The sequence below is a fragment of the Pseudomonas monsensis genome (genome assembly GCF_014268495.2).
Classification (GTDB): domain Bacteria; phylum Pseudomonadota; class Gammaproteobacteria; order Pseudomonadales; family Pseudomonadaceae; genus Aquipseudomonas; species Aquipseudomonas monsensis.
This window is the reverse complement of the sequence record NZ_CP077087.1, coordinates 5,808,953-5,824,626: the sequence shown is the minus strand read 5'-3', so window position 1 is coordinate 5,824,626 and position 15,674 is coordinate 5,808,953. Positions and strand designations below refer to the sequence as shown.

12 protein-coding genes are annotated in these 15,674 nt (G+C 61.1%); 7 read left to right on the top strand and 5 right to left on the bottom strand.

The annotated features are described in order from the left end of the window. Positions 1 to 148: 148 nt before the first annotated feature. Positions 149 to 1,669 (bottom strand): acetaldehyde dehydrogenase ExaC, encoded by a 1,521-nt coding sequence (exaC, locus tag HV782_RS25735; RefSeq protein WP_095048794.1) that lies wholly within the window; start codon positions 1,667 to 1,669, stop codon positions 149 to 151. 317 nt (positions 1,670 to 1,986) lie between these two features. Between exaC and HV782_RS25730 the strand changes: the two genes are divergently transcribed. From HV782_RS25730 to HV782_RS25715, 4 genes are all read left to right on the top strand, one after another. Continuing rightward, the gene (locus HV782_RS25730) at positions 1,987 to 3,900 is read left to right on the top strand and encodes a sigma-54-dependent Fis family transcriptional regulator (protein WP_186746122.1); all 1,914 of its coding nucleotides are present in this window, start codon (positions 1,987 to 1,989) and stop codon (positions 3,898 to 3,900) included. Between the two features lie 976 nt (positions 3,901 to 4,876). Next, positions 4,877 to 6,226, top strand: coding sequence for a UDP-N-acetylmuramate:L-alanyl-gamma-D-glutamyl-meso-diaminopimelate ligase (gene mpl, locus HV782_RS25725; protein WP_128613636.1), 1,350 nt, complete (start codon positions 4,877 to 4,879; stop codon positions 6,224 to 6,226). Next, entirely contained in the window at positions 6,223 to 6,870 is a 648-nt protein-coding gene (gene ubiX / locus HV782_RS25720) for a flavin prenyltransferase UbiX (protein WP_102354554.1), read from the top strand. Before mpl ends, ubiX begins: the two co-directional genes overlap by 4 nt. Further along, positions 6,863 to 7,147, top strand: coding sequence for a YceK/YidQ family lipoprotein (locus HV782_RS25715; protein ID WP_128613638.1), 285 nt, complete (start codon positions 6,863 to 6,865; stop codon positions 7,145 to 7,147). Before ubiX ends, HV782_RS25715 begins: the two co-directional genes overlap by 8 nt. Positions 7,148 to 7,197: 50 nt before the next feature. Here HV782_RS25715 and HV782_RS25710 read toward each other — a convergent pair whose 3' ends face one another. From HV782_RS25710 to HV782_RS25700, 3 genes are all read right to left on the bottom strand, one after another. Then, entirely contained in the window at positions 7,198 to 7,839 is a 642-nt protein-coding gene (locus HV782_RS25710; RefSeq protein WP_123463805.1) for an oxidoreductase, read from the bottom strand. A 27-nt stretch (positions 7,840 to 7,866) separates the two neighbouring features. Then, positions 7,867 to 9,594 (bottom strand): C13 family peptidase, encoded by a 1,728-nt coding sequence (locus tag HV782_RS25705; RefSeq protein ID WP_186746124.1) that lies wholly within the window; start codon positions 9,592 to 9,594, stop codon positions 7,867 to 7,869. Positions 9,595 to 9,705: 111 nt separating this feature from the next. Continuing rightward, entirely contained in the window at positions 9,706 to 10,161 is a 456-nt protein-coding gene (locus HV782_RS25700) for a MaoC family dehydratase (RefSeq protein ID WP_007909575.1), read from the bottom strand. Positions 10,162 to 10,341: 180 nt separating this feature from the next. Here HV782_RS25700 and HV782_RS25695 point away from each other — a divergent pair, with 180 nt between their 5' ends. From HV782_RS25695 to HV782_RS25685, 3 genes are read left to right on the top strand one after another with little or no spacing between them, the layout of a single operon-like run. Then, the gene (locus tag HV782_RS25695) at positions 10,342 to 10,704 is read left to right on the top strand and encodes a CidA/LrgA family protein (RefSeq protein ID WP_186746126.1); all 363 of its coding nucleotides are present in this window, start codon (positions 10,342 to 10,344) and stop codon (positions 10,702 to 10,704) included. Then, positions 10,704 to 11,420 (top strand): LrgB family protein, encoded by a 717-nt coding sequence (locus HV782_RS25690; protein WP_123463812.1) that lies wholly within the window; start codon positions 10,704 to 10,706, stop codon positions 11,418 to 11,420. The genes HV782_RS25695 and HV782_RS25690 overlap by 1 nt, the downstream gene beginning before the upstream one ends. Before the next feature lie 10 nt (positions 11,421 to 11,430). Beyond that, entirely contained in the window at positions 11,431 to 12,021 is a 591-nt protein-coding gene (locus HV782_RS25685) for an LON peptidase substrate-binding domain-containing protein (protein WP_123463814.1), read from the top strand. A gap of 8 nt (positions 12,022 to 12,029) precedes the next feature. Here HV782_RS25685 and HV782_RS25680 read toward each other — a convergent pair whose 3' ends face one another. Continuing rightward, entirely contained in the window at positions 12,030 to 15,530 is a 3,501-nt protein-coding gene (locus HV782_RS25680) for a calcium-binding protein (RefSeq protein ID WP_186746128.1), read from the bottom strand. Positions 15,531 to 15,674 lie beyond the last annotated feature (144 nt).

Genomic DNA, 15,674 nt, shown 5'->3' with positions numbered 1-15,674 from the left:
ATTGAGGACGCCATCGCTGGCAAGCCAGCTCCCACAGGTTTCTGTGGTGTACCCATTATCGAGATCTGCAGAGATCCCTGTGGGAGCTGGCTTGCCAGCGATAGCTATTTGGAGGGCAACACTGAAACATCAGTGTTGCCCCGGGTTTTTAGAAGAAGCCCAGCGGATTGATGTCGTAGCTCACCAGCAGGTTTTTGGTCTGCTGATAGTGATCGAGCATCATCTTGTGGGTTTCACGACCGACGCCGGACTTCTTGTACCCGCCGAACGCGGCGTGCGCCGGGTACAGGTGGTAGCAGTTGGTCCACACGCGACCGGCCTTGATCGCCCGGCCCATGCGGTAGGCGCGGTTGATGTCGCGGGTCCACAGGCCGGCGCCGAGGCCGAACTCGGTGTCGTTGGCAATCGCCAGGGCTTCGGCTTCGTCCTTGAAGGTGGTGATGCTCACCACCGGGCCGAAGATTTCTTCCTGGAACACGCGCATCTTGTTGGTGCCCTTGAGCAGGGTCGGCTGGATGTAATAGCCGGTCGCCAGACTGCCCTCGAGTTTTTCCACCTTGCCGCCGGTCAGCAACTCGGCGCCTTCACCCTTGGCGATTTCCAGGTACGACAGGATCTTGTCGAACTGCTGCTCGGAAGCCTGCGCGCCGACCATGGTGTCGGTGTCCAGCGGGTCGCCACGCTTGATCTGGCTGACTTTCTTCATCACCGCTTGCATGAATTCGTCGTAGATCGACTCCTGCACCAGTGCGCGCGACGGGCAGGTGCACACCTCGCCCTGGTTGAAGAACGCCAGCACCAGACCTTCGGCCGCTTTCTCGATGAAGCTCGGCTCGGCCTGCATGATGTCTTCGAAGAAGATGTTCGGCGACTTGCCACCCAGTTCCACGGTGGACGGAATGATGTTCTCGGCTGCGCACTTCATGATGTGCGAGCCGACCGGGGTCGAGCCGGTGAAGGCGATCTTGGCGATGCGTTTGCTGGTGGCCAGGGCTTCGCCGGCTTCTTTGCCGAAACCCTGCACCACGTTGAGCACGCCCGGTGGCAGCAGATCACCGATCAGCTCCATCAGCACGCAGATGCCCAGCGGGGTTTGCTCGGCAGGCTTGAGCACCACGCAGTTGCCGGCGGCGAGTGCCGGGGCGAGTTTCCACGCGGCCATCAGCAGCGGGAAGTTCCACGGGATGATCTGGCCGACTACGCCCAGCGGTTCATGGATGTGATAGGCCACGGTGTTGCCGTCGATTTCGGCAGCGCTGCCTTCCTGAGCGCGCAGGCACCCGGCGAAGTAGCGGAAATGGTCGGCGGCCAGCGGGATATCGGCGTTGAGGGTTTCGCGGATGGCTTTGCCGTTGTCCCAGGTTTCGGTGATCGCCAGCAGCTCGAGGTTCTGTTCGATGCGGTCGGCGATTTTCAGCAGGATCAGCGAGCGCGCCTGCACGGAGGTCGCGCCCCACGCATCGGCAGCGGCGTGGGCGGCGTCCAGTGCCTTGTCGATGTCTTCGGCAGTGGAGCGAGGGAATTCGGCAATCGGTTGGCCATTCACTGGCGAGGTATTGGTGAAGTACTGACCTTTGACAGGCGCGACAAACTCGCCGCCGATGTAGTTACCGTACTTGCTCTTGAACGAGACTTTGGCGCCTTCAGTACCGGGGTGAGCGTAACGCATGATGATGTTCTCCTTGGCTTTGTACTTATTAGAGAAACGCGCAAGTGCGCTTGCTATAAGCGTAGAGCAAAGGCCGGGCCACTGCCGTGCAGGTCAGGCAAATCAAGGCCTTGCGTGTTTTATGTCGGACGGGCGGGCGGTGCCTGTGATGGTTTCGGTACAGAGGGGGTGACAGTGTGTACCGCTTTTGGCACAGCCGGTGACCGAGCAGTCTCGCCAGCATTGCAATGCGCCGATGGCTGGAGGATGCTGACTGCAAATCGCCCAGATGCCAGCCAATAAACAGGCGGCACTGATCTCGGGGAGAATAATAAGAAATGCACGACAACCATTTGAGTCGCCATGCCCAACAGGTGCTCACCGTGACCCAGGGCAAACCGCACCTGCACGGGCCCGGTGCCGACCCGTCGATTGCCCGCTCGTGGCTGCGTTGTCTTGAGGACTATCACCTCGACCCGGCCCTGGCCATGGCGCCCACCGTGCTTGAACACGGCCGGGTCCTCGAAAGTCGCGAGCGTCTGCAGCAGGTGTTGCAGATTGCCGGCAATGAAATGAGCAGCCTGCATCAACAACTGTCCGGCGCCGGCCACGCGGTGCTGCTGACCGACGCGCGCGGGGTGATCCTCAACTGCGTCACTGCGCCTGCCGAACGCAAGATTTTCGAACGCGCCGGCCTCTGGCTTGGCGCCGACTGGAGCGAAGCCTGCGAAGGCACCAACGGCATCGGCACCTGCCTGGTCGAGCGCCAGGCGCTGACCATTCACCAGGACGAACACTTCCGCGGCCGCCACACCGGCCTCACCTGCTCGGCGAGCCCGGTATTCGACCCACACGGCGAATTGCTGGCGGTGCTCGACGTGTCCTCGGCGCGCCACGATGTCTCGCGGCAGAGCCAGTTCCACACCATGGCACTGGTCAACCTGTCAGCGAAGATGATCGAGAGCTGCTATTTCCTGCGCTGTTTCGATAACCAATGGTTGCTGCGCTTTCACTTGCAGGCCGAATCCGTAGGACTGTTCAGCGAAGGTCTGCTGGCGTTTGACGGGGAAGGGCGGATCAGTGCGGTCAACCAGAGTGCGCTGAACCTGCTGGGGCATATTCGCGGTGGTCTGCTGGGCAAACCGGTGGAAGCGTTTTTCGATTGTTCGCTGGATGAACTGCTGGGTCGCGCCAGCGCCAATGCCAGCGCCAGTTGGCCGCTGCGCACTCGCGATGGGCGGTATCTGTTTGCCTTGCTGCGTGGCGAATCGCGCAAACCGCTGCCGATCACCCCGGCCCCGGTCGTGGTCAATGTTCAACCCCTGGCGGGTATTTGCCTCGGTGACGCGGCGCTGCAAGCCGATTTCCGCAAGGCGCTGCGGGTGTTCGAGCGCGACGTGCCGTTGCTGATCAATGGTGAAACCGGCTCCGGCAAGGAAGCCTTCGCCAAGGCTGTGCATCAGGCCAGTCAGCGCGCCGGCAAAGCCTTCGTCGCCCTCAACTGCGCGGCGATTCCCGAGAGCCTGATCGAGAGCGAACTGTTCGGCTATCGCGGCGGCAGTTTCACCGGCGCGCGCAAGGATGGCATGCGCGGCAAGTTGCAGCAGGCCGACGGCGGCACGCTGTTTCTCGATGAGATCGGCGACATGCCGCTGGCCTTGCAGACGCGTTTGTTGCGGGTGCTGGAAGACCGGCAAGTGGTGCCGATCGGTGGTGAACCGGAAGCGGTCAACGTGCGGATCATCAGCGCCACGCACCGCAATCTGCTGGAGCGGGTCGAAGACGGCAGCTTCCGCGAAGACTTGTATTACCGGCTCAACGGCCTCGAAGTCGCGCTGCCGGCGTTGCGCGTGCGCAGCGATAAATCGCAGTTGCTGGATTTCCTGCTGGCCGAAGAGGCGGGCGGCGAAACGATCCTGATCGACGAACCGGCGCGCCAAGCGTTACTGGCGTTCAACTGGCCGGGCAACGTGCGCCAGTTGCGCAATGTGCTGCGCACGCTGGCGGCGTTGTGTGATGAAGGGCGTATCGGGCTGGAGGATTTGCCGGTGGTGATTCGGCAGGGGCGGCCAGCGATTTCGCCAGCCGAGTCGGGTGAGCATCCACTGGAAGACGCCGAGCGGTTAGCCTTGCTCGCAGCTCTTGAACAAACGCGGTGGCACATGACTCGCACCGCCGAGCAACTGGGCGTTAGCCGCAATACGCTTTACAGAAAGCTGCGTAAGCATGGGATTGAGCGGCGGGTCAGTTAAAAGCCCCTCACCCTAACCCTCTCCCGGAGGGAGAGGGGACTGATCGGGGTGTTTTGGCGATCTGCGCCGACCTGAATTATCGAGCCGAGCCCAATCTTTGAACGCCACGTAGATCGGCTCCCTCTTCCTCCGGAGAGGGGGCTGGTCGGGGTGTTTTGGCGATCTGCGCCGACCTGAATTATCGAGCCGAACTCAATCTTTGAACGCTACGTAGATCGGCTACCTCTTCCTCGGGGGAGGGGACTGGTCGGGGTGTTTTGGCGATCTATGCCGACCTGAGCTATCGAGCCGAACTCAATCTTTGAACGCCACGTAGATCGGCTCCCTCTTCCTCGGGAGAGGGGGCTGATCGGGGTGTTTTGGCGATCTATGCCGACCTGAATTATCGAGCCGAACTCAATCTTTGAACGCCACGTAAATCGGCGCCCTTTTTCTCGGGAGAGGGGACTGGCCGGTGTGTTTTGGCGATCTATGCCGACCTGAACTATCGAGGCGAACTCAATCTTTGAACGCAATGTAAATCGGCTCCTTTTTCTCGGGAGAGGGGGCTGGTCGGGGTGTTTTGGCGATCTACGCCGACCTGAACTATCGAGGCGAACTCAATCTTTGAACGCCACGTAGATCGGCTCCTTCTCCTCGGGAGAGGGGGCTGGTCGGGGTGTTTTGGCGATCTATGCCGACCTGAACTATCGAGCCGAACTTAATCTTTGAATGCCACGTAGATCGGTTCCTTCTCCTCGGGAGAGGGGACTGATCGGGGTGTTTTGGCGATCTACGCCGACCTGAATTATCGAGCCGAGCTCAATCTTTGCACGCCACGTAGATCGGCTCCCTCTCCCTCGGGAGAGGGCTGGGGTGAGGGGGGACAATCTTCAGTCGAGCCCAAATGCCAGGCCAACCAGCCCCGCTCCTCACCTAAAGAGTGCGATTTCCCCCTCCCTACGCTAACCTGCGGCCATGTTTTACGAGGTCGACTATGCACATTCATATTCTGGGTATCTGCGGGACTTTCATGGGCTCGATGGCAGTGCTGGCCAAAGAGCTGGGCCATCACGTGACCGGCTCCGATGCCAACGTCTATCCGCCGATGAGCACGCAGCTTGAAGCGCAAGGCATTCAACTGACGCAAGGCTATGACCCGGCCCAACTCGATCCGGCACCGGATCTGGTGGTGATCGGCAACGCCATGTCCCGCGGCAACCCGGCGGTGGAATATGTGCTGAACAAAGGCCTGCCGTACGTCTCCGGTCCGCAGTGGCTGGCCGATCACGTGCTGCAAGGCCGTTGGGTGCTGGCGGTGGCCGGTACGCACGGCAAGACCACCACCAGCAGCATGCTCGCTTGGGTCCTGGAACATGCCGGCATGAGTCCGGGCTTCCTGATTGGCGGCGTGCCGCAAAACTTCTCGGTGTCGGCCCGCCTGGGCGGTACGCCGTTCTTCGTGATCGAGGCCGACGAGTACGACAGCGCCTTCTTCGACAAACGTTCGAAATTCGTCCACTACCGCCCGCGCACCGCGATCCTCAATAACCTTGAGTTCGATCACGCGGACATCTTCCCGGATCTTGCGGCGATCGAGCGGCAGTTCCACCATTTGGTGCGAACCATTCCGAGCGAAGGCCTGGTCATCCACCCGACCACCGAACCGGCCTTGCAGCGCGTGATCGAAATGGGTTGCTGGACGCCGGTGCAGACCACCGGCGCCGGCGGTCAGTGGCAGGTCAAACTGCTCAGCGAAGACGGTTCGGCGTTTGAAGTGATGTTCGAAGGCGTGCCTCAGGGCACGGTCGAATGGGAGCTGACCGGTCAGCACAACGTCGCCAATGCCTTGGCCGCGTTGGCGGCGGCACGGCACGTTGGCGTGGTTCCATCAATGGGCATCGCCGGGTTGAGCGCGTTCAAGAACGTCAAACGCCGCATGGAGAAAGTCGCCGAGGTGCGTGGCATCACCATCTATGACGATTTCGCCCACCACCCAACCGCCATCGCCACCACCCTCGACGGTCTGCGCAAGCGCATCGGCGACGCACCGCTGATCGCGATCATCGAGCCGCGCTCCAACTCGATGAAGCTCGGCGCGCACCGTGACGGTCTGCCTGACAGCGTGGTCGATGCCGATCAGGTGATCTGGTACGCCCCGGCCAACCTGGGTTGGGATCTGGCGGGCACCGCCGCACTGTGCACGGTGCCGTCGATTGTCAGCGATTCCCTCGAAGGCATCATCGAACGTGTGAAGAGCCAGGCCCAGCCCGGCACTCACGTGGTGATCATGAGCAACGGCGGCTTCGGCGGCCTGCACGGCAAACTCGCCGAGGCGCTGAAATGAACACTCTTTCCCAGGATGGCGGCCCGGAACGCATCACGCTGGCCATGACCGGCGCCTCTGGCGCGCAGTACGGTTTGCGCCTGCTCGATTGCCTGGTGCGCGAAGATCGCGAGGTGCACTTCCTGATCTCCAAGGCCGCGCAACTGGTGATGGCCACCGAGACCGATGTCACGCTGCCGCCCAAGCCGCAGATGATGCAGGCGTTCCTCACCGAATATACCGGCGCGGCTGCCGGGCAGATTCGCGTGTATGGCAAGGAAGACTGGATGTCGCCGGTGGCCTCGGGCTCTGGCGCACCGGCGGCGATGGTGGTGGTGCCGTGTTCCACCGGTACGCTGTCGGCGATTGCCACGGGCGCCTGCAACAACCTGATCGAGCGCGCTGCCGATGTCACATTGAAAGAGCGTCGCCAGTTGATTCTGGTGCCGCGCGAGGCGCCGTATTCGAGCATTCATCTGGAGCACATGCTCAAGCTGTCGAACATGGGCGTAACCATTCTTCCTGCGTCGCCGGGCTTCTACCACCAGCCGCAGACCATCGACGACCTGATCGATTTCGTCGTCGCACGGATTCTCAATCTGTTGGGCATTCCGCAGGACATGCTGCCGCGCTGGGGCGAGCATCATCTGAGCAGCGATGAATAAGCTGCTGGCAATTGTGCTGGCGCTGCAACTGGCCGGGTGCGCCACTGTGCGCACGCTGGATGCGGCCAAGCCGGGGGCGCCGGTGGTGTATTCCGGCACGCGCCTGGATTTGTACGCGCTGAATGGCGGGTGTTGTGCGATGGATCGCTTCGGCGCTGAGGCGCCGAGTTATCCGGGGGTGGACCTGCCGGCGAGTGCGTTGCTCGATACGTTGTTGTTACCGTTGTCGTTGCTCACCGTGATCGGCGTGAGTTTTCAGGCGACTGGCGGGTTGTAGGGGAGTGCGGCGCACTCCATCGCCAGCCTGCTGGCGATAGCGATTTCAGGTTATTTGCCCAATTTGCGTAGCTCATCCGACTCGATCACCCGCACCCCATCCTGCTCTTCCAGCGCCAGGCGCCACATCGCCCGGGCCAGCTGGCAGGCTTCGATGCCGCGGTATTTGCCTGGAATCAGTTTGGAAAACGGCGCGGCGAGTTGTTCGCCCAGACGCGGTTCGGCGCGATCACCCAATAACAGCGATGGCCGGCAAATGGTCAGTTGCGGCCAGTCTTGCGCACGCAACGCCTGCTCCATTTCACCTTTGACCCGGTTATAGAACACCGACGATTTCGGATCCGCGCCAATCGCGCTGATCACGATCAGATGCCGCGCACCCATCTCCCGCGCGCGTTTGGCGAAGGCCACGACCATGTCCAGATCTACCGCGCGAAACGCTGCTTCAGAGCCGGCCTGTTTGATGGTGGTGCCGAGGCAGCAATAGGCGATATCGACGCGGCCACTGAGTTGCGGCAGAAACGCCTGCGGATCGCCCACCGGGTTTTCCAGGTGCGGATGTTCGGCCAAGGGTCGACGGGAAGGGGCGAGCACACGTGAAATCGTTGGCTCGTTGAGCAAACGGTCGAGTAGATGTTCACCGGTCAAACCGGTGGCTCCGGCAAGCAATACGTGCTGAGGCGTCAAGTACATGGTGTCTCTCCCTTGATACTGTTCAGCTTAGTTGCTCTTTGTAGCTCCGTCGTTCAACGCAGCACTTTGCAATGCTTTTCTTGCCTGCTGTTTGCGCAGCAGTTGCCAGTGTGACAGCACGGCTTTCGGCGCCCAGATCTGCGGCTCCGAGGCTTCGAAATTGTCCGCCAGTTCGCGCTCGGCGACGGTGGCCCTGGCGAGTTTGAAGGCTTGCTCCAGATCGTCGGTCTGGTTCAGCGCCTGGGCGAACAGCGCGTCGCCGAAGTAGGTGAAGTTGGCTTCTTCCGAGCAGCCGAAGGACACCCGGTCGGCGCGCGACGCGGTCATGATCAGCGTGTGTTCGTCCTTGAGGGCGGGAATGAAACCGCCGGAGTAACACGACGAGATCACGATGATCTTGTCGCGGTTTTTCAGCGGTGCCAGCACGGCGGCGAGTTCGTCGGCGGGCAGGTCGGCCAGCTCCATGCGCGGCTGGTCGAGCACCAGTTCATGCTCGGCGGTGCCGTGGCTGGTCAGGTAGATGAACAGCAAGTCTTCCGGGCCGCTGCGTTCGGCCAGTGTCTGCGCGGCGCGGCGCAGGTTCTCGCGGGTGGCCATCGGTCGGTCGCCGAGATGGTCGCGGTGGTTGACCAGGCGGATCTGGCCGTAGGCGCCGAAACGTGTGTTGAGCATGTTGGCCACGTAGTCTGATTCGCGCAGAAACACGCTTTGCTTGCCATCGCCGCCGAGGGTCAACGTGTACAGCTCGACCGCTGGGGTCGAAGCGGGGATGGCGGCCAGCGCGTCATCGAGCAGACGTCCCTGGGCGAGCAAGCCGAGTTCAAGGGTATCGGGCAGCAACTTGCCATCGGCATCGCGCACGCGCTGGCCGTTGATCCAGGTGCCGCTCATCACGGTGCCATCGGTGAGCACCAGGGTGCCGCGTCCCGCATAGCTGTCGTTGTCGAAGCCGCCGATGTAGAAACTGCCGTCGGACAGGTTCAAGCGCCCCTGACCGCTGAAGCGCCAGTCGCTGAACGTGCCGATGTAGTGGCTGCCGTCGGCACCGATCAGTTCGCCCTTGCCGGTCAGCGCGCCTTCCTTGAACTGGCCGAGCCAGACATCGCCGTCAGCGTTTTCGTAACGACCTTTGCCGTGCAGTTGATTGTTCTTGAAGCCGCCGACATAGATGTCGCCGTCGGCACTGTTGAAGGTGCCATTGCCCTCCAGCTGACCATTGACGAAGTGGCCACTGAACGAATTGCCGCTGGCATCGCCGCGCTGGCCTTCGCCGTTGGGCTTGCCGTGGGCGAACTGGCCTTGATAGGAACTGCCGTCGTCCATTTCCAGGCGGCCGAGCCCCGAATATTGATCGGCCTTGAACTCGCCACGGTAGGTCATGGCGTTTTCTTTCAGCGTACCTTCGCCGTCGCGCCGGCCCTGTTTGAAACCGCCGGTGTAGCTGCTGGCATTGGTGGTCAGGCTGCCCTGGCCATCGAATAATCCCTGCTGGAACTGACCGCGATAAACCTCGCCATTGCTGCCGTGCCATTCGCCCTGGCCATGCCACTGGCCCTTGTCGAACTGCCCGGCGTACCAACTGCCGTTGGGATAGTCGACGCGGCCTTGACCTTGCAGCAAGCCATTGACCAGCTCACCGCGATAGCGCCCGCCGTCCGGCAGACGCGCATCCGGCGGCAACAGCGATTCGCCGTCGCCGCAAGCGGCCAGCAACAGAGTCAAGGCAAGGGGGGCAAGAGTCGCGAGTGAGCGCATAGCGGGATCCGGGCAATTAGGCGACCGAGTATGCCGCAGCTGTGTGACCTATTGCAGCCGGTAAAACAGTGTTGACGCGAAACAGCGTGCGCTGCTTCGCATCCAGAACCATCAGACGAAGCAGAGCGACAGTGGCTCGGCGATATAGGCCGGTTTGTCCGAGCCTTCTATCTCCAGTGTCGCGGTGGCCTTGAGCAGCCACTGGCCGGGTTTTTTCTCGGTCACTTCGCCCAGATCGACCTTCAGACGGACTTTCGAATTGACTTTCACCGGCTGGATGAAGCGCACGCTGTCCAGACCGTAGTTGACCACCATCTTCACGCCTTGCGGCAGGATCAGGATGTCTTCCATCAATTTGGGGATTAGCGACAACGACAGGAAACCGTGGGCAATGGTGCTGCCAAATGGCGTTTGCGCGGCTTTGACCGGGTCGACGTGAATGAACTGATAATCACCGGTGGCTTCGGCGAACAGGTTGATGCGTTCCTGATCGATAGTGAGCCATTCGGAACGTCCGAGTTCCTTGCCGACATAATCTTTGAGCTCTGCAACGGGAACATAGGGCATTGAGACTCTCCTTGGGTTCATCGGTTTTATAGTTTTTCAGGTGGGGGATTTGACCGCCCTGCGAACCACTGTAGATCATCATGGCGATTTGCTCCGGTCAACCGACCATGCTTTTGGCGAATGCCGATCCATAGCGCAGGCGTGCTTATAATGCTCGGCGCTTTTTGTCGGAGATGTCAGATGTTGTTACGTGGCCTGACCCTGCTGGTGCTGTTTCAATTGCTCGGCACGGCGCTCAATCACTTGCTGTTGCCGGTGCTGCCGGGGCCGATCATCGGCCTGCTGTTGCTGCTGGTGTTCCTGATCGTTCGCGGGGAAGTCGGCGAGCCGTTGAACCTCGCGGCCGGCAGTCTGTTGCGCTATCTGCCCTTGCTGCTGGTGCCGCCAGCCGTGGGTGTGATGGTGTACGCCTCGGCAATTGCCGCGGATTTCTGGGCGATTGTCGGCGCACTGGTGGTCTCGCTGATTCTGTCGATGGCCTTCGCCGGGGTCTTGATGCAGCGTCTGGTCCGGCGTCATGTAGCGCCATCGGAGGAATCCTGATGCTCTTCGACTGGCACGGCGCCTGGGCGTCGGTGATTCACCATCCGCTGTTCGGCATCGGCATCACCCTCGGTGCTTATCAACTGGTGCTGGCGGCGTTCGAGAAAACCCGCTGGATCTTTCTGCAACCGGTGCTGGTCTCCATGCTGTTGGTGATTGGGGTGCTGGTCAGCTGCGGCCTGACTTACGCCGAGTACCGCAAGAGCACCGAGATCCTCAGCATTCTGCTGGGCCCGGCGACAGTGGCGCTGGCGGTGCCGCTGTATCTCAACCTCAAACGCATCCGCCAATTGTTCTGGCCGATTTTTACTACGCTGGTGATAGGTGGTGTGGTCGCGACGGGCATGGGCGTGTTGCTCGGCTGGTGGTTCGGCGCCGAGCACATGATCCTGATGACCATGGCGCCGAAGTCGGTGACCTCGCCGATTGCCATGCTGGTGGCCGAGCAGATCGGTGGCGTCGCGGCGCTGGCGGCGGTGTTCGTGCTGATCACCGGGGTGATCGGCGCGATCTTCGGCCCGGCACTGTTGACCCGCCTTGGCGTACACAGCCCCGAGGCGCGCGGCATGGCGTTGGGCATGACAGCCCACGCCGTCGGCACCTCGGTGGCGTTGCAGGAAAGTGATGAGTGCGGCGCCTTCGCGGCGCTGGCAATGAGTCTGATGGGCGTGGCCACGGCGGTGTTCCTGCCGTTGGCGGTGTCGATGGTGGTCTAAGGAAATGTCTATGAGCCTGCCGCTTTTTCCGCTGAACACAGTGCTGTTTCCCGGTTGCAATCTCGACTTGCAGATCTTCGAGGCGCGCTACCTGGACATGATCGGTCGTTGCATGAAACAGGGCGGCGGCTTCGGCGTGGTGTGCATCCTCGACGGTAGCGAAGTCGGCCTCGCGCCGCAGGGTTTTGCGCTGGTCGGCTGCGAAGCGCTGATCACCGATTTCCAGCAGCAGGACAACGGGCTGTTGGGGATTCGCGTGCAGGGCGGGCGCCGCTTCCATGTGCTGCGCACCGAAGTGCAGCGCGACCAATTGATTCTCGCTGACGTCGAGTGGCTGGACGACGAGCCGGAGCAACCCTTGCAGGAAGAAGACGCCGACCTGGTGGCGCTGCTCAAGGCCCTGGCCGAGCATCCGATGGTCGAGGCGCTGAACATGGGCACCGACGCGCCTGGTCAGCAGTCACTGGCCAATCAGTTGGCCTACCTGTTGCCCTTTGCCGAAGAAGACAAGATCGACCTGCTGCAACTGGATGATCCGCAACAGCGCCTGGATGCCATTCAGGCACTGCTGGATGAGTTGCAAGGTGAGTTATTCGCCTGAGCTGCGCATCAGGCGATCAGTGCGCGGTTTATCACCAGGTCTTGCGGTTTGATCCGATAGCTCAAGTCGCTGTCGATGCCCCAGTAGTCCTTGCTCGCGTTGTAATAGATATGACCGCTTTTTTCGGCGGTGGAGCCGATGTTCAAGACGAACACCTGCGAAGCCAGTTCGTGGCGTTCCCGGTGTTGCCGGATGTCCTCCAGCAGCGCCGCCAGCGTGGCATAGCCCCGGGCTTCGATGACGTAGAGCTGCAACACTTCGAACAGCAGCGACACTTCATAAATGTTCCCGGATGACGTCGCCACACTGATGGACTCCACGGGGGTTTCTTCGTCGATGTCGGGCAATTCGATCAACACGCTGGCGACATGCAGTTCATTGCCACTGAGGCGGATATCGCTGCGGGTGACCGTTTCGGTCATCCGTGTGCTGTAGAACGTCCAGGTCGACGCGTTGGCGGTCCTGGCCTGAGCGCCGGGGGTCGACAGGCTGATGATCGCGTTGCTCGACGGATAGACGTCGTAGATCGAGCTTTGACCCTGTAGGGCGTACTTGCCCTTATGCTGCGTTGAATTGATGTCGACCTTGCCGGGATGCACGGGCAGCAGATGGCGTTCAGTCACCTGTGGACGGTTGAACAGATAGCGGCCATGCCGCGGTTTCAGGCACTCCGGTGCTGGCCGTGACTGGTAACCGGGGGTTGCGGAATCAGCGATATAGGAAAGGGCTGGCGGCACGAGGCGATACGATTCGCCATCCTTGAACACCAGCACTACGTCATGCCGGGTTTCGATGCCGGCGGCCATGCGTCCACCACCGACGTCGGTTTTATTGTCGGATCGCTCGCCCACCACATTCGATAGAAAAACAGCTTTTGCTAGCAGTTGCAGCCGGATCGTGAAAGCGCTGTAGGTGAGGTAGGAAAACCCCGATACGCCCTTGTTGCTGTCAACGCTGTAAGTGATGCCGAGGCCAAGCAACTCGGTACTGTTGTAGTCGAGGTGAATGACGCTGGACGTTCTGGCCGTGCCGTGTGGCACGCTGAAGTCGACTCTGCGGTTGTTGCGCGACATGAAGTAATGTTGCGGTTGCGCAGCCTTGGGATGTAGAGCACCGCCGTTGATGATGCAGGGGGCCGGCGGGCGGCTGCCGTTGACGGTCACGATGACTTCAGTCGTGTGGGGTAACAGGTCCTGCAGCAGCGCCGGCAGGACCGGCAATAGCTCGTAACCATCAGACGTGATGAAAAGCAGCAGGTTGTTGATCACCTGACGTTGACCATTGAGCGTTCTGTAGACGTTCTCGATGGTCAGGGTGTGCTCCGGCAGCTCGCCGTCTGCGCCCCGTCGTGAAGTGATGACCAGCGAGGTGCCGACAATTCGCCATTGTTGAATGTTCTCTGCTGGCCAGCCGAGTTCGATGTGACTGATCTGTTGACCGTTTTCGACAATCGTCGCCTCGATGGACGTCTCGGCGATGTAGTAGCGATCGGTCCCCGCGCCGCCGTCGACGTTGACCTGCGCACCGCGAATGACCAACTTGTCGTCGCCTGCTCCGGCGGTCACGGTGTCGTAGCCATTGGCAACGATGACATTGGCGCGATCATCGCCTGTCACCTTGCTCGAACCCTGCCGCAGGGTCGAGATGTTCTCGATGTCCTTGATCTGCGCCACGCTGATATCGGCGATTTGCGGGTCGCCACTGCGCAGTGCGACCTCTCCGCTGGGCAAGTGGACGTCATGGCCGACAAAGCGCGTTTCACGCCTGGGCCGTGCCCCTTCGAACGCCAGCAGGTCGGTGCCTGCACTGCCATCGAGGATGCTCGTGCGTGCTGGCCGCACCGCTCTGTCGAACTCGGTCTCGGCGACCTCGAAGAGGAAGGTGTCGTCCTTGTCACCACCGGTCAGGTTTTTGGCGTCGGTGCGATAGGTAAAGTAGTTGGGTTTGTTTTTCACCCCGACCACCCGGTCGTAACCGTCATCCAGGCGCCACAACACGCCTTTCCCGTCGCCGGCCTCACCGCTGACGACGCGCTCGAGGTCGGGTGGCAAACCGTCGCGCGCATCAATGTGGTCATCGCTGGAAACCACCACCGGCTCGTTCTCGACTTTGAACGGTTGTTCGCCGGCGCTCGCGTCCCACTGGTGGCGCCATACGTTGATCGGGCGTAACTGGACATTGAAGCTGCCGTTCACCACGTGTTCGATATAGTTTTTATAGGCACCCTGCAACAGGGCGGTGGCCGAGGCCTGCTGTTGCTGGCGGTGGTCGCCGGTGGCCTTGGCGATCCTGAACCGGTCCATCACGTCCTGATCCAGCTCTTGATGGGTGAAGGCAAACCAGCCTGAACGCAGACGCTCATGGAAACCCAGTTCGATGTAGTCATCAATGTCATCGACAACCCGCGCGGCGCGGTAGATTTCCGCACCCAGTACCAGCACGGCTGCCGCGGCCAGGCCAAGGGGGCCGGCAACGCTGCCAAAACCGGCGAGCGCCGCCAGGCCCAGGGCGATGCTGATTCCCGCACCGGCCACGCTGAGTCCGCCGCTGACGTAGTGATCCTGCGCTGCCTTGCCTGTCGTGCCCGCCGCCGCGTTAAAAGCCTTGACCGCACCAATGATGTCGAAGGGCAGCGTGATAGCACTGGCAAACAGGCCCGCGCCGCGACTCAGGGTCTTGCCGATGCTGGTGGCGGGAAACCGGTTGAACACCGTCGCGCCACTTTGGAACATCGCTTCGCCACCCTTGCTCAAGCCCCGCTCAATGATCAACGAACCGATTTCACTGCTGATGCCGCCGGCATTGAACGCGGCTTCGCCGAGATCGCCGACCTTGATCGCCTCGGCAATCCCGATCAGGCCGCTGTAGATGCCGTAGGCCTGCAGGCCGACGCCGGCACCGCTTTGCAAATAACTTTTGCTGCGGTTGACCCAGCCCGGCATGTGCTCAAGGGAATCGACGCGATGGATGTCGATTTTTTGTGCCGAGCCCAGCAGTTTGTCGAAGCGCGCCATCGGGTTGCCAGGCGCAAGAGGCGTGGAGGCAATGAACAGCGGTGCGGCAGTGGGTGAGCGTTTGCAGGCAATCTCGAAAAACAGGGTGGCGACTTTGCTGCTGTCGGGGTTGTCCGTGGATTTGATGCGCGATTCGACCTGAGCCGGATCGAAACCCAGCGCATCGAGAAAGGTTTTGTCGGCGGCCTCCAGGTGGGCATTGGCGCCACTGATGTGTTCGCCATTCACTGTCGCGCCCATGGCTTGCAGTTCCACGCGGCTGATCGTGAACTCGCCGATGCGCAGCGGCCCCAGGCGTTTGTCGAGCGTCTTGAGTGCAAGAGGCGCAGGGTTCTGCACAGGGCGGGCGGGCGGCGGTGTCAGCGGTGGTGCGCTGGGGACGATTTCAACCTGTCGCGAGACCGGCGCATGGTGGTTGGCCGAAGTGCTGATCGGCGTGATGTGAATGACTGCATCGAGGGTGGGTTCCACTGATGCTGTAATAAGTTTCGCCATTATTTAATCCTTTAAAAACAGGCGTGGTCGGACACCGGTGTTGGAATCGGTATTCCGTTGGGAAAAATTGTAGTGTGAATATAAAGATTGAAAGTTGAGCGGTGCAGTTAGTTGGTTTCTTGATATTTAAATAAAATGTTAGTT

Coding starts and splice junctions, on each gene's coding strand:
- exaC (WP_095048794.1), bottom strand. CDS start 1,669: ATGCGTTACGCTCACCCCGGTACTGAAGGCGCCAAAGTCTCGTTCAAG.
- HV782_RS25730 (WP_186746122.1), top strand. CDS start 1,987: ATGCACGACAACCATTTGAGTCGCCATGCCCAACAGGTGCTCACCGTG.
- mpl (WP_128613636.1), top strand. CDS start 4,877: ATGCACATTCATATTCTGGGTATCTGCGGGACTTTCATGGGCTCGATG.
- ubiX (WP_102354554.1), top strand. CDS start 6,223: ATGAACACTCTTTCCCAGGATGGCGGCCCGGAACGCATCACGCTGGCC.
- HV782_RS25715 (WP_128613638.1), top strand. CDS start 6,863: ATGAATAAGCTGCTGGCAATTGTGCTGGCGCTGCAACTGGCCGGGTGC.
- HV782_RS25710 (WP_123463805.1), bottom strand. CDS start 7,839: ATGTACTTGACGCCTCAGCACGTATTGCTTGCCGGAGCCACCGGTTTG.
- HV782_RS25705 (WP_186746124.1), bottom strand. CDS start 9,594: ATGCGCTCACTCGCGACTCTTGCCCCCCTTGCCTTGACTCTGTTGCTG.
- HV782_RS25700 (WP_007909575.1), bottom strand. CDS start 10,161: ATGCCCTATGTTCCCGTTGCAGAGCTCAAAGATTATGTCGGCAAGGAA.
- HV782_RS25695 (WP_186746126.1), top strand. CDS start 10,342: ATGTTGTTACGTGGCCTGACCCTGCTGGTGCTGTTTCAATTGCTCGGC.
- HV782_RS25690 (WP_123463812.1), top strand. CDS start 10,704: ATGCTCTTCGACTGGCACGGCGCCTGGGCGTCGGTGATTCACCATCCG.
- HV782_RS25685 (WP_123463814.1), top strand. CDS start 11,431: ATGAGCCTGCCGCTTTTTCCGCTGAACACAGTGCTGTTTCCCGGTTGC.
- HV782_RS25680 (WP_186746128.1), bottom strand. CDS start 15,530: ATGGCGAAACTTATTACAGCATCAGTGGAACCCACCCTCGATGCAGTC.